This is a genomic window from Pseudoxanthomonas koreensis, from assembly GCF_010093225.1.
GTDB lineage: Bacteria > Pseudomonadota > Gammaproteobacteria > Xanthomonadales > Xanthomonadaceae > Pseudoxanthomonas > Pseudoxanthomonas koreensis.
The window spans coordinates 57961-75934 of the sequence record NZ_PDWM01000002.1 but is presented as its reverse complement, the minus strand read 5'-3'; the positions used below and the strand labels follow the sequence as shown (position 1 = coordinate 75934).

At 70.8% G+C, this 17974-nt stretch carries 19 protein-coding genes and 1 pseudogene; 8 read left to right on the top strand and 12 right to left on the bottom strand.

The window, feature by feature from the left end:
* Positions 1-15: 15 nt before the first annotated feature.
* Entirely contained in the window at positions 16-2379 is a 2364-nt protein-coding gene (locus CSC64_RS01290) for a family 20 glycosylhydrolase (protein ID WP_162433521.1), read from the top strand.
* A 199-nt stretch (positions 2380-2578) separates the two neighbouring features.
* On the opposite strand, the gene CSC64_RS01285 is transcribed toward CSC64_RS01290, so the two are convergent.
* Positions 2579-2977 carry a VanZ family protein gene (locus CSC64_RS01285; RefSeq protein WP_162433520.1) on the bottom strand — a complete coding sequence of 133 codons (399 nt, stop codon included), beginning with the start codon at positions 2975-2977 and terminating at the stop codon, positions 2579-2581.
* Positions 2974-4164 (bottom strand): class I SAM-dependent methyltransferase, encoded by a 1191-nt coding sequence (locus CSC64_RS01280; protein WP_162433519.1) that lies wholly within the window; start codon positions 4162-4164, stop codon positions 2974-2976. The genes CSC64_RS01285 and CSC64_RS01280 overlap by 4 nt, the downstream gene beginning before the upstream one ends.
* 50 nt (positions 4165-4214) lie before the next feature.
* Here CSC64_RS01280 and CSC64_RS01275 point away from each other — a divergent pair, with 50 nt between their 5' ends.
* Complete coding sequence (locus CSC64_RS01275; protein ID WP_162433518.1) at positions 4215-4976, top strand: pteridine reductase; 762 nt, start codon at positions 4215-4217, stop codon at positions 4974-4976.
* A 148-nt stretch (positions 4977-5124) separates the two neighbouring features.
* Here the strand turns inward: CSC64_RS01275 and folK are convergent, their stop codons facing one another.
* The 5 genes and pseudogenes from folK to tsaD form a co-directional block, all read right to left on the bottom strand.
* Positions 5125-5637, bottom strand: coding sequence for a 2-amino-4-hydroxy-6-hydroxymethyldihydropteridine diphosphokinase (gene folK / locus CSC64_RS01270; protein WP_162433517.1), 513 nt, complete (start codon positions 5635-5637; stop codon positions 5125-5127).
* A 34-nt stretch (positions 5638-5671) separates the two neighbouring features.
* A pseudogene (locus tag CSC64_RS01265) lies at positions 5672-5791 on the bottom strand (20S proteasome subunit A/B); the annotation flags it as partial.
* A gap of 112 nt (positions 5792-5903) precedes the next feature.
* Positions 5904-7205: a mechanosensitive ion channel family protein gene (locus CSC64_RS01260; protein WP_162433516.1), complete on the bottom strand. Its 1302-nt coding sequence runs from the start codon at positions 7203-7205 to the stop codon at positions 5904-5906.
* 4 nt (positions 7206-7209) lie between these two features.
* Positions 7210-7575, bottom strand: a complete 366-nt coding sequence (gene folB, locus CSC64_RS01255) for a dihydroneopterin aldolase (RefSeq protein ID WP_162433515.1) — start codon at positions 7573-7575, stop codon at positions 7210-7212.
* An 89-nt stretch (positions 7576-7664) separates the two neighbouring features.
* Positions 7665-8693, bottom strand: a complete 1029-nt coding sequence (tsaD, locus tag CSC64_RS01250) for a tRNA (adenosine(37)-N6)-threonylcarbamoyltransferase complex transferase subunit TsaD (RefSeq protein ID WP_162433514.1) — start codon at positions 8691-8693, stop codon at positions 7665-7667.
* Positions 8694-8829: 136 nt separating this feature from the next.
* Here tsaD and rpsU point away from each other — a divergent pair, with 136 nt between their 5' ends.
* The 5 genes from rpsU to CSC64_RS01225 all read left to right on the top strand — a co-directional run bounded on the left by rpsU (position 8830) and on the right by CSC64_RS01225 (position 12991).
* Positions 8830-9045: a 30S ribosomal protein S21 gene (rpsU, locus tag CSC64_RS01245; RefSeq protein WP_024869901.1), complete on the top strand. Its 216-nt coding sequence runs from the start codon at positions 8830-8832 to the stop codon at positions 9043-9045.
* A gap of 135 nt (positions 9046-9180) precedes the next feature.
* Positions 9181-9627, top strand: a complete 447-nt coding sequence (locus tag CSC64_RS01240) for a GatB/YqeY domain-containing protein (protein WP_162433513.1) — start codon at positions 9181-9183, stop codon at positions 9625-9627.
* Between the two features lie 21 nt (positions 9628-9648).
* Positions 9649-10146 carry a GNAT family N-acetyltransferase gene (locus CSC64_RS01235; RefSeq protein WP_238389702.1) on the top strand — a complete coding sequence of 166 codons (498 nt, stop codon included), beginning with the start codon at positions 9649-9651 and terminating at the stop codon, positions 10144-10146.
* Between the two features lie 54 nt (positions 10147-10200).
* The gene (dnaG, locus tag CSC64_RS01230) at positions 10201-11922 is read left to right on the top strand and encodes a DNA primase (protein ID WP_162433512.1); all 1722 of its coding nucleotides are present in this window, start codon (positions 10201-10203) and stop codon (positions 11920-11922) included.
* Positions 11923-12256: 334 nt separating this feature from the next.
* Positions 12257-12991, top strand: coding sequence for a TerC family protein (locus CSC64_RS01225; RefSeq protein ID WP_162433511.1), 735 nt, complete (start codon positions 12257-12259; stop codon positions 12989-12991).
* A 260-nt stretch (positions 12992-13251) separates the two neighbouring features.
* Here the strand turns inward: CSC64_RS01225 and cyoE are convergent, their stop codons facing one another.
* The 4 genes from cyoE to CSC64_RS01205 all read right to left on the bottom strand — a co-directional run bounded on the left by cyoE (position 13252) and on the right by CSC64_RS01205 (position 16720).
* Entirely contained in the window at positions 13252-14145 is an 894-nt protein-coding gene (cyoE, locus tag CSC64_RS01220; RefSeq protein WP_425501643.1) for a heme o synthase, read from the bottom strand.
* A gap of 5 nt (positions 14146-14150) precedes the next feature.
* Positions 14151-15338 (bottom strand): COX15/CtaA family protein, encoded by a 1188-nt coding sequence (locus CSC64_RS01215; RefSeq protein WP_162433509.1) that lies wholly within the window; start codon positions 15336-15338, stop codon positions 14151-14153.
* Positions 15339-15351: 13 nt separating this feature from the next.
* Positions 15352-15924 (bottom strand): hypothetical protein, encoded by a 573-nt coding sequence (locus CSC64_RS01210; RefSeq protein ID WP_162433508.1) that lies wholly within the window; start codon positions 15922-15924, stop codon positions 15352-15354.
* 61 nt (positions 15925-15985) lie between these two features.
* Positions 15986-16720 (bottom strand): SURF1 family protein, encoded by a 735-nt coding sequence (locus tag CSC64_RS01205; RefSeq protein ID WP_425501642.1) that lies wholly within the window; start codon positions 16718-16720, stop codon positions 15986-15988.
* A gap of 66 nt (positions 16721-16786) precedes the next feature.
* On the opposite strand from CSC64_RS01205, the gene CSC64_RS01200 reads away from it, so the two are divergent.
* Positions 16787-17005 carry a twin transmembrane helix small protein gene (locus CSC64_RS01200; protein WP_162433506.1) on the top strand — a complete coding sequence of 73 codons (219 nt, stop codon included), beginning with the start codon at positions 16787-16789 and terminating at the stop codon, positions 17003-17005.
* Between the two features lie 85 nt (positions 17006-17090).
* On the opposite strand, the gene CSC64_RS01195 is transcribed toward CSC64_RS01200, so the two are convergent.
* Complete coding sequence (locus CSC64_RS01195; protein ID WP_162433505.1) at positions 17091-17960, bottom strand: cytochrome c oxidase subunit 3; 870 nt, start codon at positions 17958-17960, stop codon at positions 17091-17093.
* Positions 17961-17974 lie beyond the last annotated feature (14 nt).

Below are 17974 nucleotides of genomic sequence, written 5' to 3'. Positions count from 1 at the left end.
ATTTCCGGAGTCTCCATGAACCAGACACGTTTCCCGGTTTCCGCGCGACTGCTGTGCGTGGCCGTCCTGGCCGCCGCGCTGGCCGGCTGTTCCGGCGAACGCGGCGCAGCGTCCGCTCCCGCCGCGACCGCGGCAGCGCCGGACCAGGCCCATCGCGCGCCTTCGCTGCTGCCCCTGCCGGCGAGCATCGAGCCGCGCAACGGCCAGCTCGCGCTCACCGCGACTACGCCACTGCTGGCCGAAGACGAAGCGGCACGCACGGTGGCCGCACAGTTCGCCGCGCTGCTCGGCAAGGGCTTCGGCATCGCGCCGGCGCTGTCAGCGGCCGCTGACGACGCGGACGGCGCGATCCGCTTCGCGATCGACCCGGCGCGTGCCTCCGCCGGTGCCGAGTCGTACCTGCTCGAAGTCACGCCCGAAGGCGCCAGGGTCAGCGCCGGCGACGCCGCCGGCCTGTTCTACGGCGCCATGACCCTGCTGCAGCTGGCGACCGCCGACGACAGCGGTGCGATCACCCTGCCGGCAGTGCGCATCGAGGACGCGCCGCGCTTCCCGTGGCGCGGCTTCATGATGGATCCTGCGCGCCACTTCTGGAGCGTGGACGAGGTCAAGCAGGTCATCGATGCGATGGCCCTGCACAAGCTCAACACCCTGCACTGGCACCTGACCGACGACCAGGGCTGGCGGGTGGAGATCAAGCGCTATCCGAAACTCACCGGAGTCGGCGGCTGCCGCATTCCTTCGGGCGATGCCGGCGTGGATCCGACCAGCGGAAAGCCGCGCCAGTACTGCGGCTTCTACACCCAGGACCAGGTCCGCGAGATCGTCGCCTATGCGGTGGCGCGGCACATCACCGTGGTCCCGGAACTGAACCAGCCCGGCCACGCCACCGCCGCGATCGCCGCGTACCCGGAACTGGGCACGACCGATCGCCCGCTGCTGCCGTCCAGCGAGTGGGGCGTGTTCCCCAACCTGTTCAACACCGAGGAAAGCACGATCGCGTTCCTCGAGGACGTGATCGACGAACTGGTCCCGCTGTTCCCCGGCACCTATTTCCACATCGGCGGCGACGAGGCGGTCAAGGACCAGTGGGAAGCCTCGCCGCGGGTGCAGGCACGCATGCGCGAGGTCGGCGCGAAGACCGAGATGGAGATGCAGAGCCACATCGTCGCGCGCCTGGAGAAGCACCTGGCCGCGCACGGCAAGCGCCTGGTCGGCTGGGACGAGATCCTCGAGGGGCCGCTGCCGGCCGAGGCCACCGTGATGTCGTGGCGCGGCACCGACGGCGGCCTGGCGGCCGCGCGCGCCGGCCACGACGTGGTGATGACGCCCTCGTCGGACCTGTACCTGGACTACCTGCAGACGCTTTCGCCCGAAGAACCCCCGGGCCGCCCGGCTTCGATCCCGATGCAGCAGGTGTATGCATTCGAGCCGGTGCCAGCGGAACTGGAAGCCGACAGGCAGCACCACATCCTCGGCCTGCAGGCCAACATGTGGACCGAACACACCCGCACCTTCGAACGGTTGCAGCACAACGTGTTCCCGCGCCTGGCCGCGGTCGCCGAGCCCGGCTGGACGCCGAAGGAGCGCAAGGACTCCGCCGGCTTCCTCGAACGCCTGCCGGCGCAGCTGGCGCGTTACCGCCGCTTCGGCATCGCCCATGCGCAGACCCCGTTCCAGGTCGACGCGGTGGCCGCGGAGAACCGCAAGGCCGGCACGGCGACGGTGACGCTGGCCAACCCGCTGGGCTACGAGGTGCGCTACACCACCGACGGCAGCGCGCCGACCGCGGCCTCGACGCTGTACGAAGCACCGCTGGAACTCGCCCTGCCGGCGTGGGTGCAGGCCGCCGCCTACGCCGGCGGCAAGGCGCTGGCCGCGCCGCGCAGCTACGCGTACGACGCCGCTTCGCTGCTCAGCCGCAGCGACGAGCAACTGGATACCTGCCCGGACGCCGGCCGCCTGCTGCTGCGGCTGGAGGACGACGGCCCGGCCGACGGCGAACGCGCGATCTTCAACACCACGATCTTCTATCCCTGCTGGCAATGGAACGGCGCCGACCTCGACGGCGTGGCCTCGCTGAAGGTGCGCGCGGGCAGGATCCCGTACTACTTCCAGCTCGCCCACGACGAACCGGCGCGCCGCTTCGAACCGGCGCGCTCGGCGCACGGCGAACTGGACATCCATGCCGACGGCTGCGGCGGCGAACGCATCGCCAGCGTGCCGTTGCCGGCGGCGCCGGACAACGATGGCTTCGTCGAACTGGTCGCGGACCTGCCGGAAGACGTGTCGGGCCGGCGCGACCTGTGCCTGCGCTTCACCGGCGACACCCGCCCGGCGATGTGGGTGCTGGACCGGGCCACGCTGCAGCTGCGCTGATTGCGGTTTCGCGGACGCCGGGGAACACCCCTCCAGCCCGGCGTCCGCGCCTTTGTCTTCCCCCGCCCCTTGTAGGAGCCCACTTCAGGGGGCGACCCGGTCCACGCTGGAGGCGCCGTGTTCAACGCGGCTTCTCCGGAGCTGCCGCGTCGAACACCGCTGCGCCGGGCGGCGTCGGGTCGCCCCCTGAAGTGGGCTCCTACAAGGGGCGGCGTGGCAGCAGGTCGCGCCAGGGGGTGAGTACGGTCAGCAGGCCGAGCAGCACGCCCAAGGTGTTGGCCAGCGCATCGGCCGGATCGGCCTGGCGGGTCGCGGTCAGCGCGCCCTGCGCGAATTCGAGCAGCACGCCCATCAACACCAGGCCCAACCCTGCCAGCAGCAGCGGGCGTCCCGGGCGCCACACCTGCACCGCCGCCGCGGCGAGCAAAGCGTAGGCGAGCAGGTGCTCGACCTTGTCGCCGTGCCGCGGCAGTTCCATCGGCGGCGGCGGCACCAGGCTGAGCACCACCACCAGCGCCACCGCCAGCCACCACAATCCGGCCCACAGCCAGGGCTTGCGCAGCGGCTTGAGCGCGCCGGTGTGCGCGACGGCACTCACAGGCGCCAGCCCAGGTCGCCCAGCAGGAACGCGGCGCCCAGGTCGATGTCGCGGGCGAACGCCATGGCCTGGAAGCGTTCGCCCATCTCCCCGGGCAGGGTCAGGCGCTTGAGCTCCTGGCGCAGGCGCAGCACGCCGGCCTCGTCGGTGCGCGCTTCGGCCTCGGCCAGCAGGCGGTCGATGCCGTTGCCGAGCAGGAAGCTGGCCTGGCTGCAGTAGCCGGCCAGGTCGAAACCGGCGCCGGTACCCGCCTCGGCCAACGCGGTGAAATCCACCGACGCGGTGATGTCCTGCAGTCCGGGCCAGCGCAGCACGTCCTCGTGCATGTGCTGGCGGTAGAACGCGCGCAGGGTGCCGTCGCTGCGCTGGGGCAGGTAGTACTCGCGGCGCGGATAGCCGTAGTCGACCAGCAGCATCGCGCCCGAGCGCAGCCCGCCAGCCACCGCCTGCAACCAGTACGGCAGCTGCGGCAGCAGTTCGGAGCGGTAGTGGTCGGCGAACGGCGTGCCCAGGTAATGCTCGACATGGCGCACCGCCGCGGCCAGCAGCGCGTCGGCCGGCCGGTCGACGCGGATGAAACCGCTGTTTCCGTCCAGCGCCACGTGCTCCTCGAACACCTGGCCGCCGCGGATCGCGAAGCGTGGCGTCGGCAACGCGTCGACCACTTCGTTGGCGAACAGCACGCCGTCCCAGTCGTCCTCGAACGGCCGGTCCAGCCATTCGACCAGCTCGAACACCGGCGGGGTGAGCGTGCGCCCCAGGTGCTCGCGCTGGCGCTCGCGCAGGTCCGCGCTCGGCTCCAGGATCGCGTAGCGGTCGGGCAGCGCGTCCAGCTGCAGCAGCCGCTTCAGCGCCACTTCGGCGAAGGCGCCGCTGCCGCCGCCGACCTCGAGCACGCGCGCCTGCGGCCCAAGCTGGCGCAGCGCCTCGGCCAGCACGCCGGCCACGGTGGCCGCGAACAGGCGTCCGGTTTCCGGCGCGGTGGTGAAATCGCCTGCGCCGCCGAACTTGGCGCTGCCGGCGCTGTAATAGCCCAGGCCCGGCGCGTACAGGCACAGCTCCATGAAGCGCGAGAACGGGATGGTGCCGCCGGCCGCGGCGATCACCGCATGGATGTGCGCGTCCAGCGTGGCGCTGTGCGCGAGGGCGTCGGGGCCGGGCGTGGGCAGTTCCGCGTGGGCGTGCATTGGCGTGTTGCTGCGGGGAGAATGGCCAGCATAGCCGAGCGAGATCGCGCATGACCCCGGACCGCCCGCCCGCCCGCTCCACCCCGCGCCCGGTCGCCCTGGTCACCGGCGCCGCGCGCCGCATCGGCGCGGCGATCGCGCGCCGCCTGCATGCCAGCGGCCATGACCTGGCGCTGCACCACCTGCACTCGGCCACGGACATGGCGGACTTGGCCGCCGAACTCGAACAGGCCCGGCCCGGCAGCGTGCAGGTGCTGCGGGCCGACCTGCGCGAATTCGACCGGCTGCCGGAACTGGTCGCCGCCACGGTCGGCCGCTTCGGCCGGCTCGATGCGCTGGTGAACAATGCCTCCAACTTCCATCCCACGCCGCTGGGCACCGTCACGCCGCAGCAGTGGGACGAGTTGTTCGCGACCAATGCGCGCGCGCCGTTCTTCCTCGCCCAGGCCGCCGCACCCCACCTGCGCGCCACCGGCGGCGCAATCGTCAACCTGGCCGACGTCTACGCCGGGCGCCCGCTGGCGGACCACGCACCCTACTCGGCAACCAAGGCCGCGCTGGTCTCGCTGACGCGCGCACTGGCGCTGGAACTGGCGCCGCGGGTGCGGGTGAATGCAGTGGCGCCCGGCGCGATCCTGTGGCCCGAACAGAATCCATCCGGGGACACGCAACAGGCGATCCTTGACGCCACCGCGCTGGGCCGCACCGGCACGCCGGAGGACATCGCCGCGGCGGTGCAGTGGCTGCTGTCGGCCGACGCCGGCTACGTCACCGGCCAGGTCCTGCACGTCGACGGCGGCCGCACGCGCTGACCCGCGCCTCGCTCCCTGTAGGAGCCCACTTCAGGGGGCGACCCGATGCCGCCGGAAGGCGCTGCGCTCAACGCGCAGTCCTCCGGAGCGGTTGCCGTTGAACGCGGCTGCGTTCCAGCCGCCTCGGGTCGCCCCCTGAAGTGGGCTCCTACAACAGAACCACTTCGAAGGAGTCGGCGTACTGCGGGTGCGCGCGCCAGCGTTCGCCCAGGGCGCGACCGTCCAGCGGATCGACGAAGTCCGGCGCAATGTCGGCCAGCGGCTTGAGCACGAAGGCGTGCTTCAGCTCGGGACGCGGGATGCGCACGCGCTCGCCCTCGCGCAGGACGTGGTCGCCGTAGAACACCACGTCCACGTCCAGGGTCCGGTCCGACAGCCGCGGTCCGCTGCGGTCACGACCGTGGCGGTCCTCCAGCGCGTGCAGCCAGGCCTCCAGCCCCTCCAGCGGCAGCGTGGTGCGGATGGCGGCGGCGTTGTTGACGAAGGGCGCGCCATCGAAACCCACCGCCGCGGTGCGATAGGCCGGCGACACTGCCACCTCGCCGAAGCGCGCCCGCAGTTCGTCCAGCGCCGCGCGCAGGTACCGCTCCGGCTCGATGTTGCTGCCCAGGCTGAGCAGCACCACCACCGGCCGCGCCGCCGCATCCCCCGTGTCGTCCATGGATGCCACGCTATCGCCGCGCCGACGGATCGGCGGGATACGCAAGTACGTGCAGCTTGCGGCGCACGCGCACGTCGTCGCGCGGGGCGCTGGTGCGCGTATCCGCGGCCAGGACCAGGGCTTCGTCCACTTCGATGCCGACGCAAGAGGTCATGGCGGGTACGCCGTTGCAGTGCGGCGGATTCTACACGCGGCCGCACATGCCCATGGTTCCGTCTCCGCCATGGGCATGCGCGGCGCGTGAACGGCAGCGCCGTGGCAAGGCCTCAGCCGGCCGGCGGCTCCGCCGCCGGTGGCGCCCCGGCGGCCAGCAGCGCGCGGAAATCGGCGCCGGCCGGCTCCTGGAACACGCGCAGGCCGAACTCGGGCAGGATCGCCAGCAGGTGGTCGAAGATGTCCGCCTGGATGCCTTCGTACACCGCCCAGCGGGTGTCGTTGCTGAAGCAGTAGATCTCCAGCGGCAGGCCGTTGGCCGCCGGCTGCAGGTGCCGCACCATCAGGCTCATGCCCTGGTGGATGCCGGGATGGTGGCGCAGGTAACGCTCAATGTAGGCGCGCAGCGTGCCCAGGTTGGTGACCCGCCGCGCATTGACCGGCAGCGCGCCGTCGGCACCCAGCCCGGCATTCCATTCGTCCAGCTCCTGCTCCTTGGCCTCCAGGTATTCGCGCAGCAGGACGAAGCGCTTGAGCGCGGCGCGCTCGCCGGCGTCGAGGAAACGCACGCTGGACTGGTCCAGGTACAGCGCGCGCTTGATCCGCCGCCCGCCGGATTCGTGCATGCCGCGCCAGTTCCGGAACGATTCGCTGATCAGCTTCTTGGTCGGGATGGTGGTGACCGTCTTGTCCCAGTTCTGCACGGTGACCGTGTGCAGGGCGATGTCGACCACGTCGCCGTCGGCGTTCTCGCTGGGCATCTCGATCCAGTCGCCGACGCGCACGCGGCCGTCGCTGCTGATCTGCACGCTGGCCACGAACGAGAGGATGGTGTCCTGGAACACCAGCATCAGCACCGCGGTGGCCGCGCCCAGGCCGGTGACCAGGTGCAGCACCCTCACTCCCGCCAGGGTCGCCACGATCGACAGGCCGGCGAGCACGAAGATGGCGATCTTGGCCACCTGCAGGTAGCCCTTGATCGGCTTGTCGCGCGCGTCGTGGCGGCGCTCGTAGACGCTGTTGAGCGCGTCCAGCACGTGCGCCAGCGCCATCGCCACGGTCAGCACGATCCAGGCCTTGCAGGCGCCGTGGACGAAGGTGATCACCGGTTCCGGCATGCCCGGGACCCAGTCGATGCCGGCGGCGATCACCAGCGCCGGCACCACGTTGGCCAGGCGCGGCACCACCTTCAGCCGGTACGGCTCCTCGCGGCCCTCGTGCCGGGCCAGCAGCCCGAGCATGCGGCGCAGGCCGCGCAACAGGATCCTGCGGGTGGCGAAGTTGGCCAGCGCCGCCAGCAGCAGCAGGGCCGACAGCACCAGCAGGGTGTAGGCCCAGGGATACGGTTCGAGCGACGCCCTCAGCTGCTCCAGCCAGCGCATCGCGCCTTCCTCGACGCGGTCGATGCCCAGCATCCGCTCAGCCTCCCGCCGCGGCCGCGGACCGCTCGATCACCACGCCCACCGCGCGCGCACCGCGCACTGCTCCGGGCTTGCCCAGCTTCAGCCGCAGCCAGCGCACGCCGAACTCCTCCAGCACGATCGCCGCGCAACGTTCGGCCAGGGTCTCGACCAGGCCGAACTCGGATTGGCCGACGAATTCGATCAGGCGCTTGCTCACCGCCTTGTAGTCGAGGGTATCGGCGATGTCGTCGCTGGCCGCGGGCACGCGGTTGTCGAAACCCATTTCCAGGTCGAAGCGCAAGGTCTGGCGGATCCGCCGCTCCCAGTCGTAGATGCCGATGAGGGCGTCGATCTCCAAGCCTTCGATGAATACCTTGTCCATGACGTCGTGTCCGCAATGCATGCGTGCATGGTAACGCGGCGTCGCACGCCGCCGGCGGAACATGCGCGGTGTGCGCGGATGCGCGCGTGTCAGTCCAGCGCCGGCAGCGCCGCCATGTCCCAGCGCGGGGTCACCTTCACCTGCGCGTCGTCGTGCTGGCCTGCCTGCAGCCGCAACGCACCGGCGAAGGCGATCATCGCGCCGTTGTCGGTGCACAGCGACGGGCGCGGGAAGCAGGCCCGGCCGCCGCGCTGCGCGCACATCGCCTGCAGCCTGGCACGCAGGCGCTTGTTGGCGCCGACGCCGCCGGCCACGACCAGTGTGTCGCACCCGGCCGCGTCCAGCGCGCGCTGGCACTTGATCGCCAGCGTGTCGACCACCGCGTCCTCGAAACCGCGGGCGATGTCGGCGCGGGTCTGCGGCAGCTGGTCGGACTGCTGCCAGGCCAGCAGCACCTGGGTCTTCAGCCCGCTGAAGCTGAAATCCAGCCCCGGTCGGTCGGTCATCGGCCGGGCGAAGCGGTACGCGCCCGGAGTGCCCTGTTCGGCCAGCGCGGCCAGCTGCGGGCCACCCGGGTACGGCAGGCCCATCAGCTTGGCGGTCTTGTCGAAGGCCTCGCCGGCGGCGTCGTCCAGAGTCTCGCCCAGCAGCCGGTAGCTGCCGATCGCGTCCACCGCCACCAGCTGGGTGTGGCCGCCGGAGACCAGCAGGGCCACGAACGGCGGTTCCGGTGGATCGTCCTCCATCAGCGGGGCCAGCAGGTGGCCCTCCATGTGGTGGACGCCCACGGCCGGCACGTCCAGCGCCCAGGCCAGTGCGCGGGCGGTCCCGGCCCCCACCAGCAGCGCCCCGACCAGGCCGGGGCCGGCGGTATAGGCCACCCCGTCCAGGTCGGTCGTGGCCAGCCCGGCCTCGGCCAGGGTCTGGCGGACCAGCGGCAGCAGCTTGCGCACGTGGTCGCGGCTGGCCAGCTCCGGCACCACCCCGCCGTACTCGGCATGGAGGGCGATCTGGCTGTACACCGCGTGGGCGCGCAGGCCTTCGGCCCCGCCCAGGGCCGTGTCGTAGACGGCCACGCCGGTCTCGTCGCAGGAGGTTTCGATGCCGAGGACGCGCATGTTCAGGAGGGGGACCGGCGGGATTCGGGGCGGGAGGGGATTGCCGGGGGTTTTCCGGCTTGCACCTGCCCCGGGGACCCCGCTATCATACGCGGCTCACCGGGCCCGGCCCGGTTATTTGTGCCCCGGAGATTCCATGCCCAGCGTCAAAGTCCGCGAGAACGAGCCCTTCGAGTTCGCGCTGCGCCGTTTCAAGCGCACCTGCGAGAAGGCCGGCGTCCTGGCCGAAACCCGCAAGCGCGAGTTCTACGAAAAGCCGACCCAGGAGCGCAAGCGCAAGGCCGCCGCGGCGGTGAAGCGCCAGATGCGCCGGATGTCGCGCGACGTCACCAAGCGCCAGCGCCTCTACTGAGGCAGGCGTTTGTGGCCGGGACGCCCGCAGGGGCCGTCCCGCCGACGAGGCAACCGAAAAGCCGGCACGCCCATGCGTGACCGGCTTTTTGTGTTTCCGCCGATCCCCGACCGAACCGACCACAGGATGCTCCCCATGAGCCTGAAGCAGCGACTGACCGACGACATGAAGGCCGCCATGAAGGGCGGCGACAAGCACGGCCTGGGCGTGATCCGGCTGATCAACGCCGCGATCAAGCAGAAGGAAGTGGACGAGCGGATCGAGCTGGACGATGCAGCCGTGCTGGCCGTGCTCGACCGGATGGTCAAGCAGCGCAAGGACTCGGTGACCCAGTACGAAGGCGCCGGCCGCGAGGACCTGGCCGCGATCGAGCGCGCCGAGATCGTGGTGATCGAGCGCTACCTGCCGGCGAAGCTGGACGAGGCGGCGATCCTGGCCGCGATCGACGCCGCCATCGCCCAGACCGACGCCAGTGGCGCGGCCGACATGGGCAAGCTGATGGGCGTGCTCAAGCCGCAGCTGGCCGGCCAGGCAGACATGGGCCAGGTCTCGGCGCTGGTGAAGAAGCGCCTGGCAGGCTGAGGCACGCCCGTGGACACACCGGTGCCCACCCCGCCCGGCATCCGGCTGCGCGCGGCCACGCCGGACGACATCCCGCTGGTCCTGGCGCTGGTCGCCGAACTGGCCGACTACGAGCGCCTGCCGCACGAGGCCGTGGCCACGGCCGACGACATGCACGCCGCGCTGTTCGGACCGCGCCCGGCCGCCGAAGTGGTCATCGCCGAATGCGATGGCACGCCGGCCGGCTTCGCCCTGTTCTTCGTCTCGTTCTCGACCTTCCTCGGCAAGCCCGGCCTGTACCTGGAAGACCTGTTCGTGCGCCCTGCCTTCCGCGGCCGCGGCGCCGGCAAGAGGCTGATGGTCCACCTGGCACGGCTGGCGCTGGAACGCGGCTACGGCCGCTTCGAATGGTCGGTGCTGGACTGGAACACGCCGGCGATCGACTTCTACCGCAGCCTCGGCGCGAAGCCGATGGACGGATGGACCGTGCAGCGGGTCAGCGGCGAAGCCCTGCACGCGCTGGCCGCGAGCGGGGACTGAGCGACGGCCGCGGGCGGTGGGGCCGCCCGCGGCGCCCCATGGCATCCTATTGCGATGGCCCGGCTTTCCGACGCGTTCATCGACGACCTGCTCGCGCGCTCCGACATCGTCGAGATCGTCGGCTCGCGCGTGCCGCTCAAGCGCAAGGGCCGCGAGTACAGCGCGCCGTGTCCGTTCCACGACGAGCGCACGCCCTCGTTCTATGTCTCCCCGACCAAGCAGTTCTACCACTGCTTCGGCTGCGGCGCGCACGGCACCGCGATCAGCTTCCTGATGAACTACGACCGCCTCGAATTCCTCGATGCGGTCGAGGAACTGGCCCGCCGCGCCGGCATCGAGGTGCCCAGGGAAACCCGCCAGAACAACCAGGACAGCGACCTGCGCGACCAGTACGCCGCGCTGGACGCAGCGGCGAAACTGTTCCAGCGCCAGCTCGCGGACAGTCCGCGCGCGCGCGACTACCTCGACGGTCGCGGCGTCGATGCGGAGAACCGCGAGCGCTTCGGCATCGGCTACGCCGCCGACGGCTATTCCACGCTCAAGGACGCGCTGGGCAGCGACGAACGCCGGCTCAAGCTGCTCGAGCGCACGGGCATGCTCTCCAAGAACGAACGCGGCCATGTCTACGACAAGTTCCGCGACCGGGTGATGTTCCCGATCCACGACCGGCGCGGGCGGGTGATCGCCTTCGGCGGCCGCGTGCTCGACAAGGATGCGAGCCCCAAGTACCTCAACTCGCCCGAGACCGCGCTGTTCCACAAGGGCCGCGAACTGTACGGCCTGTGGCAGGCGCGCCAGGCCAACCAGAAGCTGGAACGGCTGATCGTGGTCGAGGGCTACATGGACGTGGTCGCGCTGTTCCAGCACGGCGTCACCCAGGCAGTGGCCACGCTGGGCACCGCCACCACCGCCGACCACGCCGAACTGCTGTTCCGCAACGCGCCGGACGTGTACTTCTGCTTCGACGGCGATGCCGCCGGCCGCCGCGCCGGCTGGCGCGCGGTCGAGTCGGTGCTGCCGCGGATGAAGGACGGCCGCCAGGCCTTCTTCCTGTTCCTGCCCGAGGGCGAGGACCCGGACACGATCGTGCGCAAGGAAGGCGCGGCCGGTTTCGACGCACGCCTGGCCCAGGCCACGCCGCTGTCGCAATTCTTCTTCGACGAGATCGGCCGCGACACCAACCGCGGCACGCTCGACGGCCGCGCCCGGCTGGCTGAACGCGCGCGTCCGCTGCTGGCGCAGCTGCCCGACGGCGCCTTCGCCGACCTGATGCGCCAGGAACTGCAGCGGCAGACCGGCGTGGACACCGCGCGTGCCGCCGCCGAGCCGCCACGCCCGCCGTCGCGCGGCACGGCCACCGCGCAGAAGCGCAGCCTGGTGCGCAGCGCGATCGCGCTGTTGCTGCAACAGCCGGCACTGGGCCTGCAACTGGAACAGCCGTATCGCTTCGCCGATTTGCGCCAGCCCGGCGTGGCACTGCTGCTGCAGATCCTCGAAGTGGTGAACCAGCGCCCGGAGATCAGCACCGGCGCATTGCTCGAGCACTTCGCCGAGCACGAACAGGCCGACGCGCTGCACAAGCTCGCCACGCAGGTACTTCCGGGCGAGGACGCGAGCTGGGCGCACGAGCTGCAGGACGCCGCCACGCAACTTGAACGGCAGACCCTGCAGCAGCGCATCGACGAACTGCAGCAGAAACAGCGCGCGCAAGGCCTGGACGAAACCGACAAGTACGAACTGCGGATGCTGCTGCAGGCCCTGGCCGGCCGCGGGTAGAACGGGGCTCGACCCGCCGCTTCCCCGTGATCAAAAGCATCGGGGCAAGCCCCGCTCCGCGTGGAGCCGGGTGCGCCCGTGCTAGGATTCCCGCCGAAGGGGAGTAGTCCTCCATGCTGTCGCCGTCATGACGGGCCTTGCGCCCCGGTACAGCAGCGGACCCCGTCGCATCGCGCGGCGGCCCGTGGACAAGACCTTCGCCGCCCCGCGGCGAAGGTGCGTCCCCACGACGTGCTCGCGCCGTGGTCCCCCTCATCCACACCCCCCGCGCCTCGACTCCGCCTGAACCCGCCCGCGGGCAGCATCGTCGCGCCGCCTCCCCGACGAGACCTCCATGGAATCCCTGTTCACCGTCGAAATCCTGATGGCCCTGGCCACGCTGACCGCACTGGAACTGGTGCTGGGCATCGACAACATCATCTTCATCACCATCCTGGCCGGACGCCTGCCGCCCGAACAGCGCGACCGTGCCCGCCGCCTCGGCATCCTCGGCGCCGCGGTCACCCGCCTGGCCCTGCTGTTCGCCATCGTCTGGATCACCCGCCTGACCTACCCGCTGTTCGAACTGTTCGGCCGCGCGTTCTCCTGGCGCGACCTGATCCTGATCGGCGGCGGCCTGTTCCTGATCGCCAAGGCCACCCACGAGATCCACCAGAAGATCGAGGGCGCCGGCGGCGAACCCAGCCTCAAGCGCGCGGCCACCTCCTTCGCCGGCGTGATCGCCCAGATCATGGTCCTGGACATCGTGTTCTCGCTCGACTCGATCATCACCGCCGTCGGCATGGTCGACGAACGCTGGGTGATGGTCACCGCCATCCTGGTCTCGATCGCCTTCATGCTCGCCTTCGCCGGCCCGATCGGCCGCTTCGTCGAAGAGCACCCGACGGTGAAGGTGCTGGCGCTGAGCTTCCTGCTGATGATCGGCCTGGTCCTGATCGCCGACGGCTTCGGCCAGCACATCTCCAAGGGCTACATCTACGCCGCGATGGCCTTCTCGGTCTTCGTCGAAATGATCAACCTGTGGATCCGCAGGCGCGAACTGAAAGCCGCCAGAAAACCCGCCGGCTGACCTGGTTGGCACGGAGCGGTCGAGCACCGCTCCGTGCCGACGCTCTTAAAGCGGGGCGCGGTTCATTGACCAACCGAAGGCACAAACCCCAAAGCTCCCGAAGGCCGTCGTCGCAGGGGGATATGGACCAAGTGGCACATGGATGTGCCACGGCCCTGAGTAAAGACAGGACGTCGTACCGAAGGGTGGGCCATATCCCCCTGTGACGGCGGACTCCCTCCGAAGCGAGCGCCTTGCCTTGCCCTTGCCTTATCCGTTGCTCAGGAAAGCACCAGCGGCAACCAGTGATCCACCAGCAGGAACGCGAACAACGCCATCAGGTACACGATCGAGTAATTGAACACCCGCATCGCGAAGAACTCGTCCGGCGGATCCAGCAGCCTCCACGCGTACCACAGGAACACACTGCCCAGCACCAGAGCCCCGCCCAGGTAGAAGAACCCGCTCATCCCGAACACCACCGGCAGGATGCTCACCTGCAACAACAGCACCGTGTAGAACAGGATCTGCCAGCGCGTGTAGGTCACCCCGTGGGTCACCGGCAGCATCGGGATCAACGCCCGCGCATAGTCCTCCCGCCGGAAGATCGCCAGCGCCCAGAAATGCGGCGGCGTCCACACGAAGATGATCAGTACCAGCAGCAGCGCGTACTGCCAGTCCCACGCCCCGTCCATGTTGGTGACCGCGGCCCAGCCCAGCAGCGGCGGCGCCGCGCCGGCGATGCCGCCGATCACGATGTTCTGCGGCGTGGCGCGCTTGAGCCAGCCGGTGTAGACCACCGCGTAGCCGATCAGCGAAGCGAAGGTCAGCACCGCGGTGACCGTGTTCACCAGCAGCACCAGCACCAGCATCGACGCCACGCCCAGCACCAGCGCGAACGCCAGCACCTGCACCGGGCGCAGCGCGCCGGTGGCCAGCGGCCGGTGCGCGGTGCGGACCATGACCTTGTCGATGCGCTGGTCGATCAGGTGGTTGATCGCAGCCGCCGACGATGCCGCCAGCCAGATCCCGAGCAGGCCGAACACGCTTTCCTGCAGCGGCGGCAAGCCCGGCACCGCCAGGAACATGCCCACCAGCGCGGTGAACACCAGCAGCGCGACCACGCGCGGCTTGGTCAGCTCCAGGTACTGGCGCCAGGCAGGGAGGGTGGCCATGCCGCTCATTCCAGCAACCCGGGCCTCTTCAGCCGCGCCAGCAGCGTCACCAGCACGAACAGCAGCAGCACCGCGCCGGCGTTGTGCAGCACCGCCACCGGCAGCGGCAGCGCCAGCTTGACGTTGAGCACGCCCAGCGTGGCCTGCGCCAGCACGCCCAGCGCCAGCAGCACGCCCCAGCCCCGCATGCCCGGGATCCGGAACATGCGCACCACCATCGCCAGCAGGTAGGCCACCACCACCAGCGCCATGATCCGGTGCGCCATCTGGATCGCGATCCGCGAAGCGCCGTCGAGCACCCCGCCTTCGTAGTCCACGCCGATGCCGCGCCAGAGCACGAAGCCTTCGCGGAAATCGGCCGGCGGCCACCACTGGCCGACGCACTTCGGGAAATCCAGGTAATGGTGCTGCGCGGTGGTCCAGCCGCCGCCACCGCAGGCCAGCGCCGCGTAGTTGGCGCTGGTCCAGCCGCCCAGCGCGATCTGCACACCGAGCAGCACCAGCCCGGCGATCAGCCAGCGCCGGTGCAGCGGCGCGTCGCCCAGCTGGATCGGCAGGCCGGTCGCGCGCCAGGCCATCCACAGCAGCAGCGAGAAGGTGAGCAGACCGCCGAGCAGGTGGCCCATGACGATGATCGGCTTCAGCAGCAACGTCACCGTCCACTTGCCCAGCAGTGCCTGGAACACGATCACCGCCAGGGTCAGCACCGCCGCCCGCGCCAGGTCGATGTTCGACCAGCGCAGCGCGGCCAGCAGCAGGATCGCCTCGCCGGCGCCGGCCAGGGCGAAGGCCAGGCCGATGTGTCCCTGCATGTAGGCCGGGATCGCACCGGCCACCAGCAGCGAAGCGCCCACGATCTGCGCGCTGCCGTACCGCCGCCGGCGCGCGGCCATCAGCGCCAGCACCAGCACCAGCACGCCCAGCGTGGCCGCCAGGTGGCGGTGCACCTGCTCGCGCCAGGCCTTGGTCGTGTCGAACTGGCGGATTTCGCTGGCCACGTGCGCCGCGGCGTCCTGCGGCGCCGACGGCCAGGTCGCACGGCCGTAGCAGGTCGGCCAGTCGGGACAGCTCAGGCCGGCATCGGACAGGCGCACGAACGCACCGAACACCACCACGCAGGCGGTCAGCAGCACCGCCAGCCAAGCGAGGCGGTGGAAATGGCGGGCCAGCACGGGCCGGGCGGTGGCGTTCATCGGCGCGGCGTCCTCACTTCAGTTTCAGCAGCCGGGCCACGTCGGTGCGCAGGCCCGACGGATCGGCATGCGGCGGGTAGCGCAGGACCACGAAGCCGTTGGGGTCGATCACAAACAGCGGGATGCCGGCGGGATCTTCGCTGCGCGGCAGCATCGTGCGCAGCGCGGGGTCGTCGCGCAGTTCGCGCACTCCGGACTGCGCCGGTGCGCCGGCCGGCAGCGGGCCCAGCCACAGGATCTCGACCTGGTCGGCATTGTGGCCGAACAGCCGCCAGACCTTGTCCAGTTCCGCCAGCAACTGCGTGCACTCGGCCGCGCACGGCCGCGGCGGCGCGACCACGATGCGCCAGGTGCGCTCGGCCGGGTTCCATTCGTAGGCGCGTCCGTCGGCGAGGAACGGCTGCGCCTGGCGCAGGTCGGTCGGCGGCTGCAGCAGTTCGCCATGGTTCTTCAGCCCGGCCGGCATCCAGCCGCTCAGGCGCAGCACAGCGGCGCCAAAAGCGGAACCGAAGAACAGGACGAACAGGGCGATCAGCATCAATCGCCCGCGGCGAGTGCGGGCGGCGTCGGGTGCGATTTCGGTCATAGCGGCGATTTTCGCATGGCTGGCGCGCCGCACGGGCGCGGCGGGCACTTTTCCCCGAGGCTCAGCGGCGGCGGCGGCCGCGCAGGGGCAGCAGCGCGGCGATGGCCAGCACCGCCAGCGCCAGCGCGAACCACTGCACCGCATAGCCCAGGTGGCGCTCCGGCGGCAGCGTGTTCGGCAGCAGCTCCAGGTCGCGCGCGTAACCCAGCGGCAGCGCGGGGTCCAGGCGCAGCACGCGCGGTGCCAACGCCGGCAGGGACAACGCGCCGGCGACGGTGGCCGGATCCAGCGCCACCACCAGCAGCGTGCCGTCGGCCTGGGTGGCGACCACCGGCGCGGCCAGGCCGGCGGAAGGCGGCGGCAGCAGCAGCCCGGAGACCTGATCCACCGCGGGCAGCTCCACGGCCGGCAGGCGGCGGTCGCCCGGCAGCGGCAGCCAGCCCAGCTCCACCAGCAGCGGCGCGGCAGCCGCGTCCGCGGGCAGGAACACCCGGTAGGCGCGCACGCCGGGGCGGCCGTCGCGGTTCTGGTTGTCCAGCAGCACCGCCGGCAGCGGCGCGAAGCGGCCGCCGCCGCCGGCCCAGTCGTAGCCGCGCGCGCGCGCCGGATCGGCGGCCAGCGCCAGCGGCCGCGCCGCGCGTTCGTCCAGCACCTGCGCCGCGGCATCGAGCTGGGCCTGCTTGGCGTGCATGCGCTGCAGCTGCCAGGCCCCCAGCGATGCCCACGCCGCGGCCACCGCCAGCGCCAGCAGCCAGCCGGCCCACAGCGGCAGGCGCCGCCCCGCGGTGCCGCTCACGACGCCATCTCCGTGGCCTGCCATAATTCCGCGCACCGCATCTTCCGCCGCACCGAGGCCGCCGCCGTGAACGATTCGCTCAAGACCCTGATCGTGGTGGCGTTCCTGCTGGTCATCCTCTGGAACCTCGGCTCGGCCCTGTACTACCTGCTGGTCGACCGCGGCCAGAGCAAGCGCACGGTCAACGCGCTCACCCGCCGCATCGGCCTGTCGGTGGCGCTGATCCTGCTGGTCATCCTCGGCATCTGGAGCGGGGTGATCCAGCCGCACGGCGTCGGCCGCTGAGCCGGCCGCGCCGGCGCCACCGGACCCCGGAAACGACAGGGACGCCCGGAGGCGTCCCTGTCGGCGTGCGCGCTCCCGGCGCCGGTTACAGCACGTAGACGAACAGGAACAGCGCCAGCCACACCACGTCGACGAAGTGCCAGTACCACGCCGCGGCCTCGAAGCCGAAGTGGCTGTCCGGGGTGAAGTGTCCGCTGAGCGTGCGGAACCACATCACCGCCAGCATGATCGTGCCCAGCAGCACGTGCGCGCCATGGAAGCCGGTGAGCATGAAGAAGGTCGAGCCGTAGATGCCCGACCCCAGGGTCAGGTTCAGCTCGCGGTAGGCGTGGATGTATTCCTCGGCCTGGAAGAACAGGAAGGTCAGGCCCAGCAGCACGGTGATCCCCAGCCACAGCAGCACCTGGCCGCGCCTGCCGGCCTTGAGCGCGTGGTGGGCGATGGTCAGGGTCACGCCGGAGGTCAGCAGGATCAGGGTGTTGACCAGCGGCAGGCCCCAGGCCGGGATGGTCTGGAACTGCCCGCCCACCTGGCCCGGGCCGGCGGTCGGCCAGGCGGCCGTGTAGCCGTCCCACAGCAGGGTGTTGGTCATCACCCCGTCGCCCACGCCGCCCAGCCACGGCAGCGCGAACTGGCGGGCGTAGAACAGCGCGCCGAAGAACGCGGCGAAGAACATCACCTCGGAGAAGATGAACCAGATCATCCCCATCCGGAACGAGACGTCGACCTGGCGGTTGTAGTGCCCGGCCAGCGACTCGCGCACCACTTCGCTGAACCAGTAGAACAGCACCGCGACCATCGCCGCGATGCCGGTGAAGAACACCCACTTGCCCCAGCCGGCGCCGTTGAGCCAGCTGGCCACGCCGATCATCAGCGTGAACAGCGCCACCGAGGCCATGATCGGTGCCTTGCTGTGCGTCGGTACGAAGTATTGGTCCGGATTCGGTTGGGCCATGGCGTGTGGTTCCG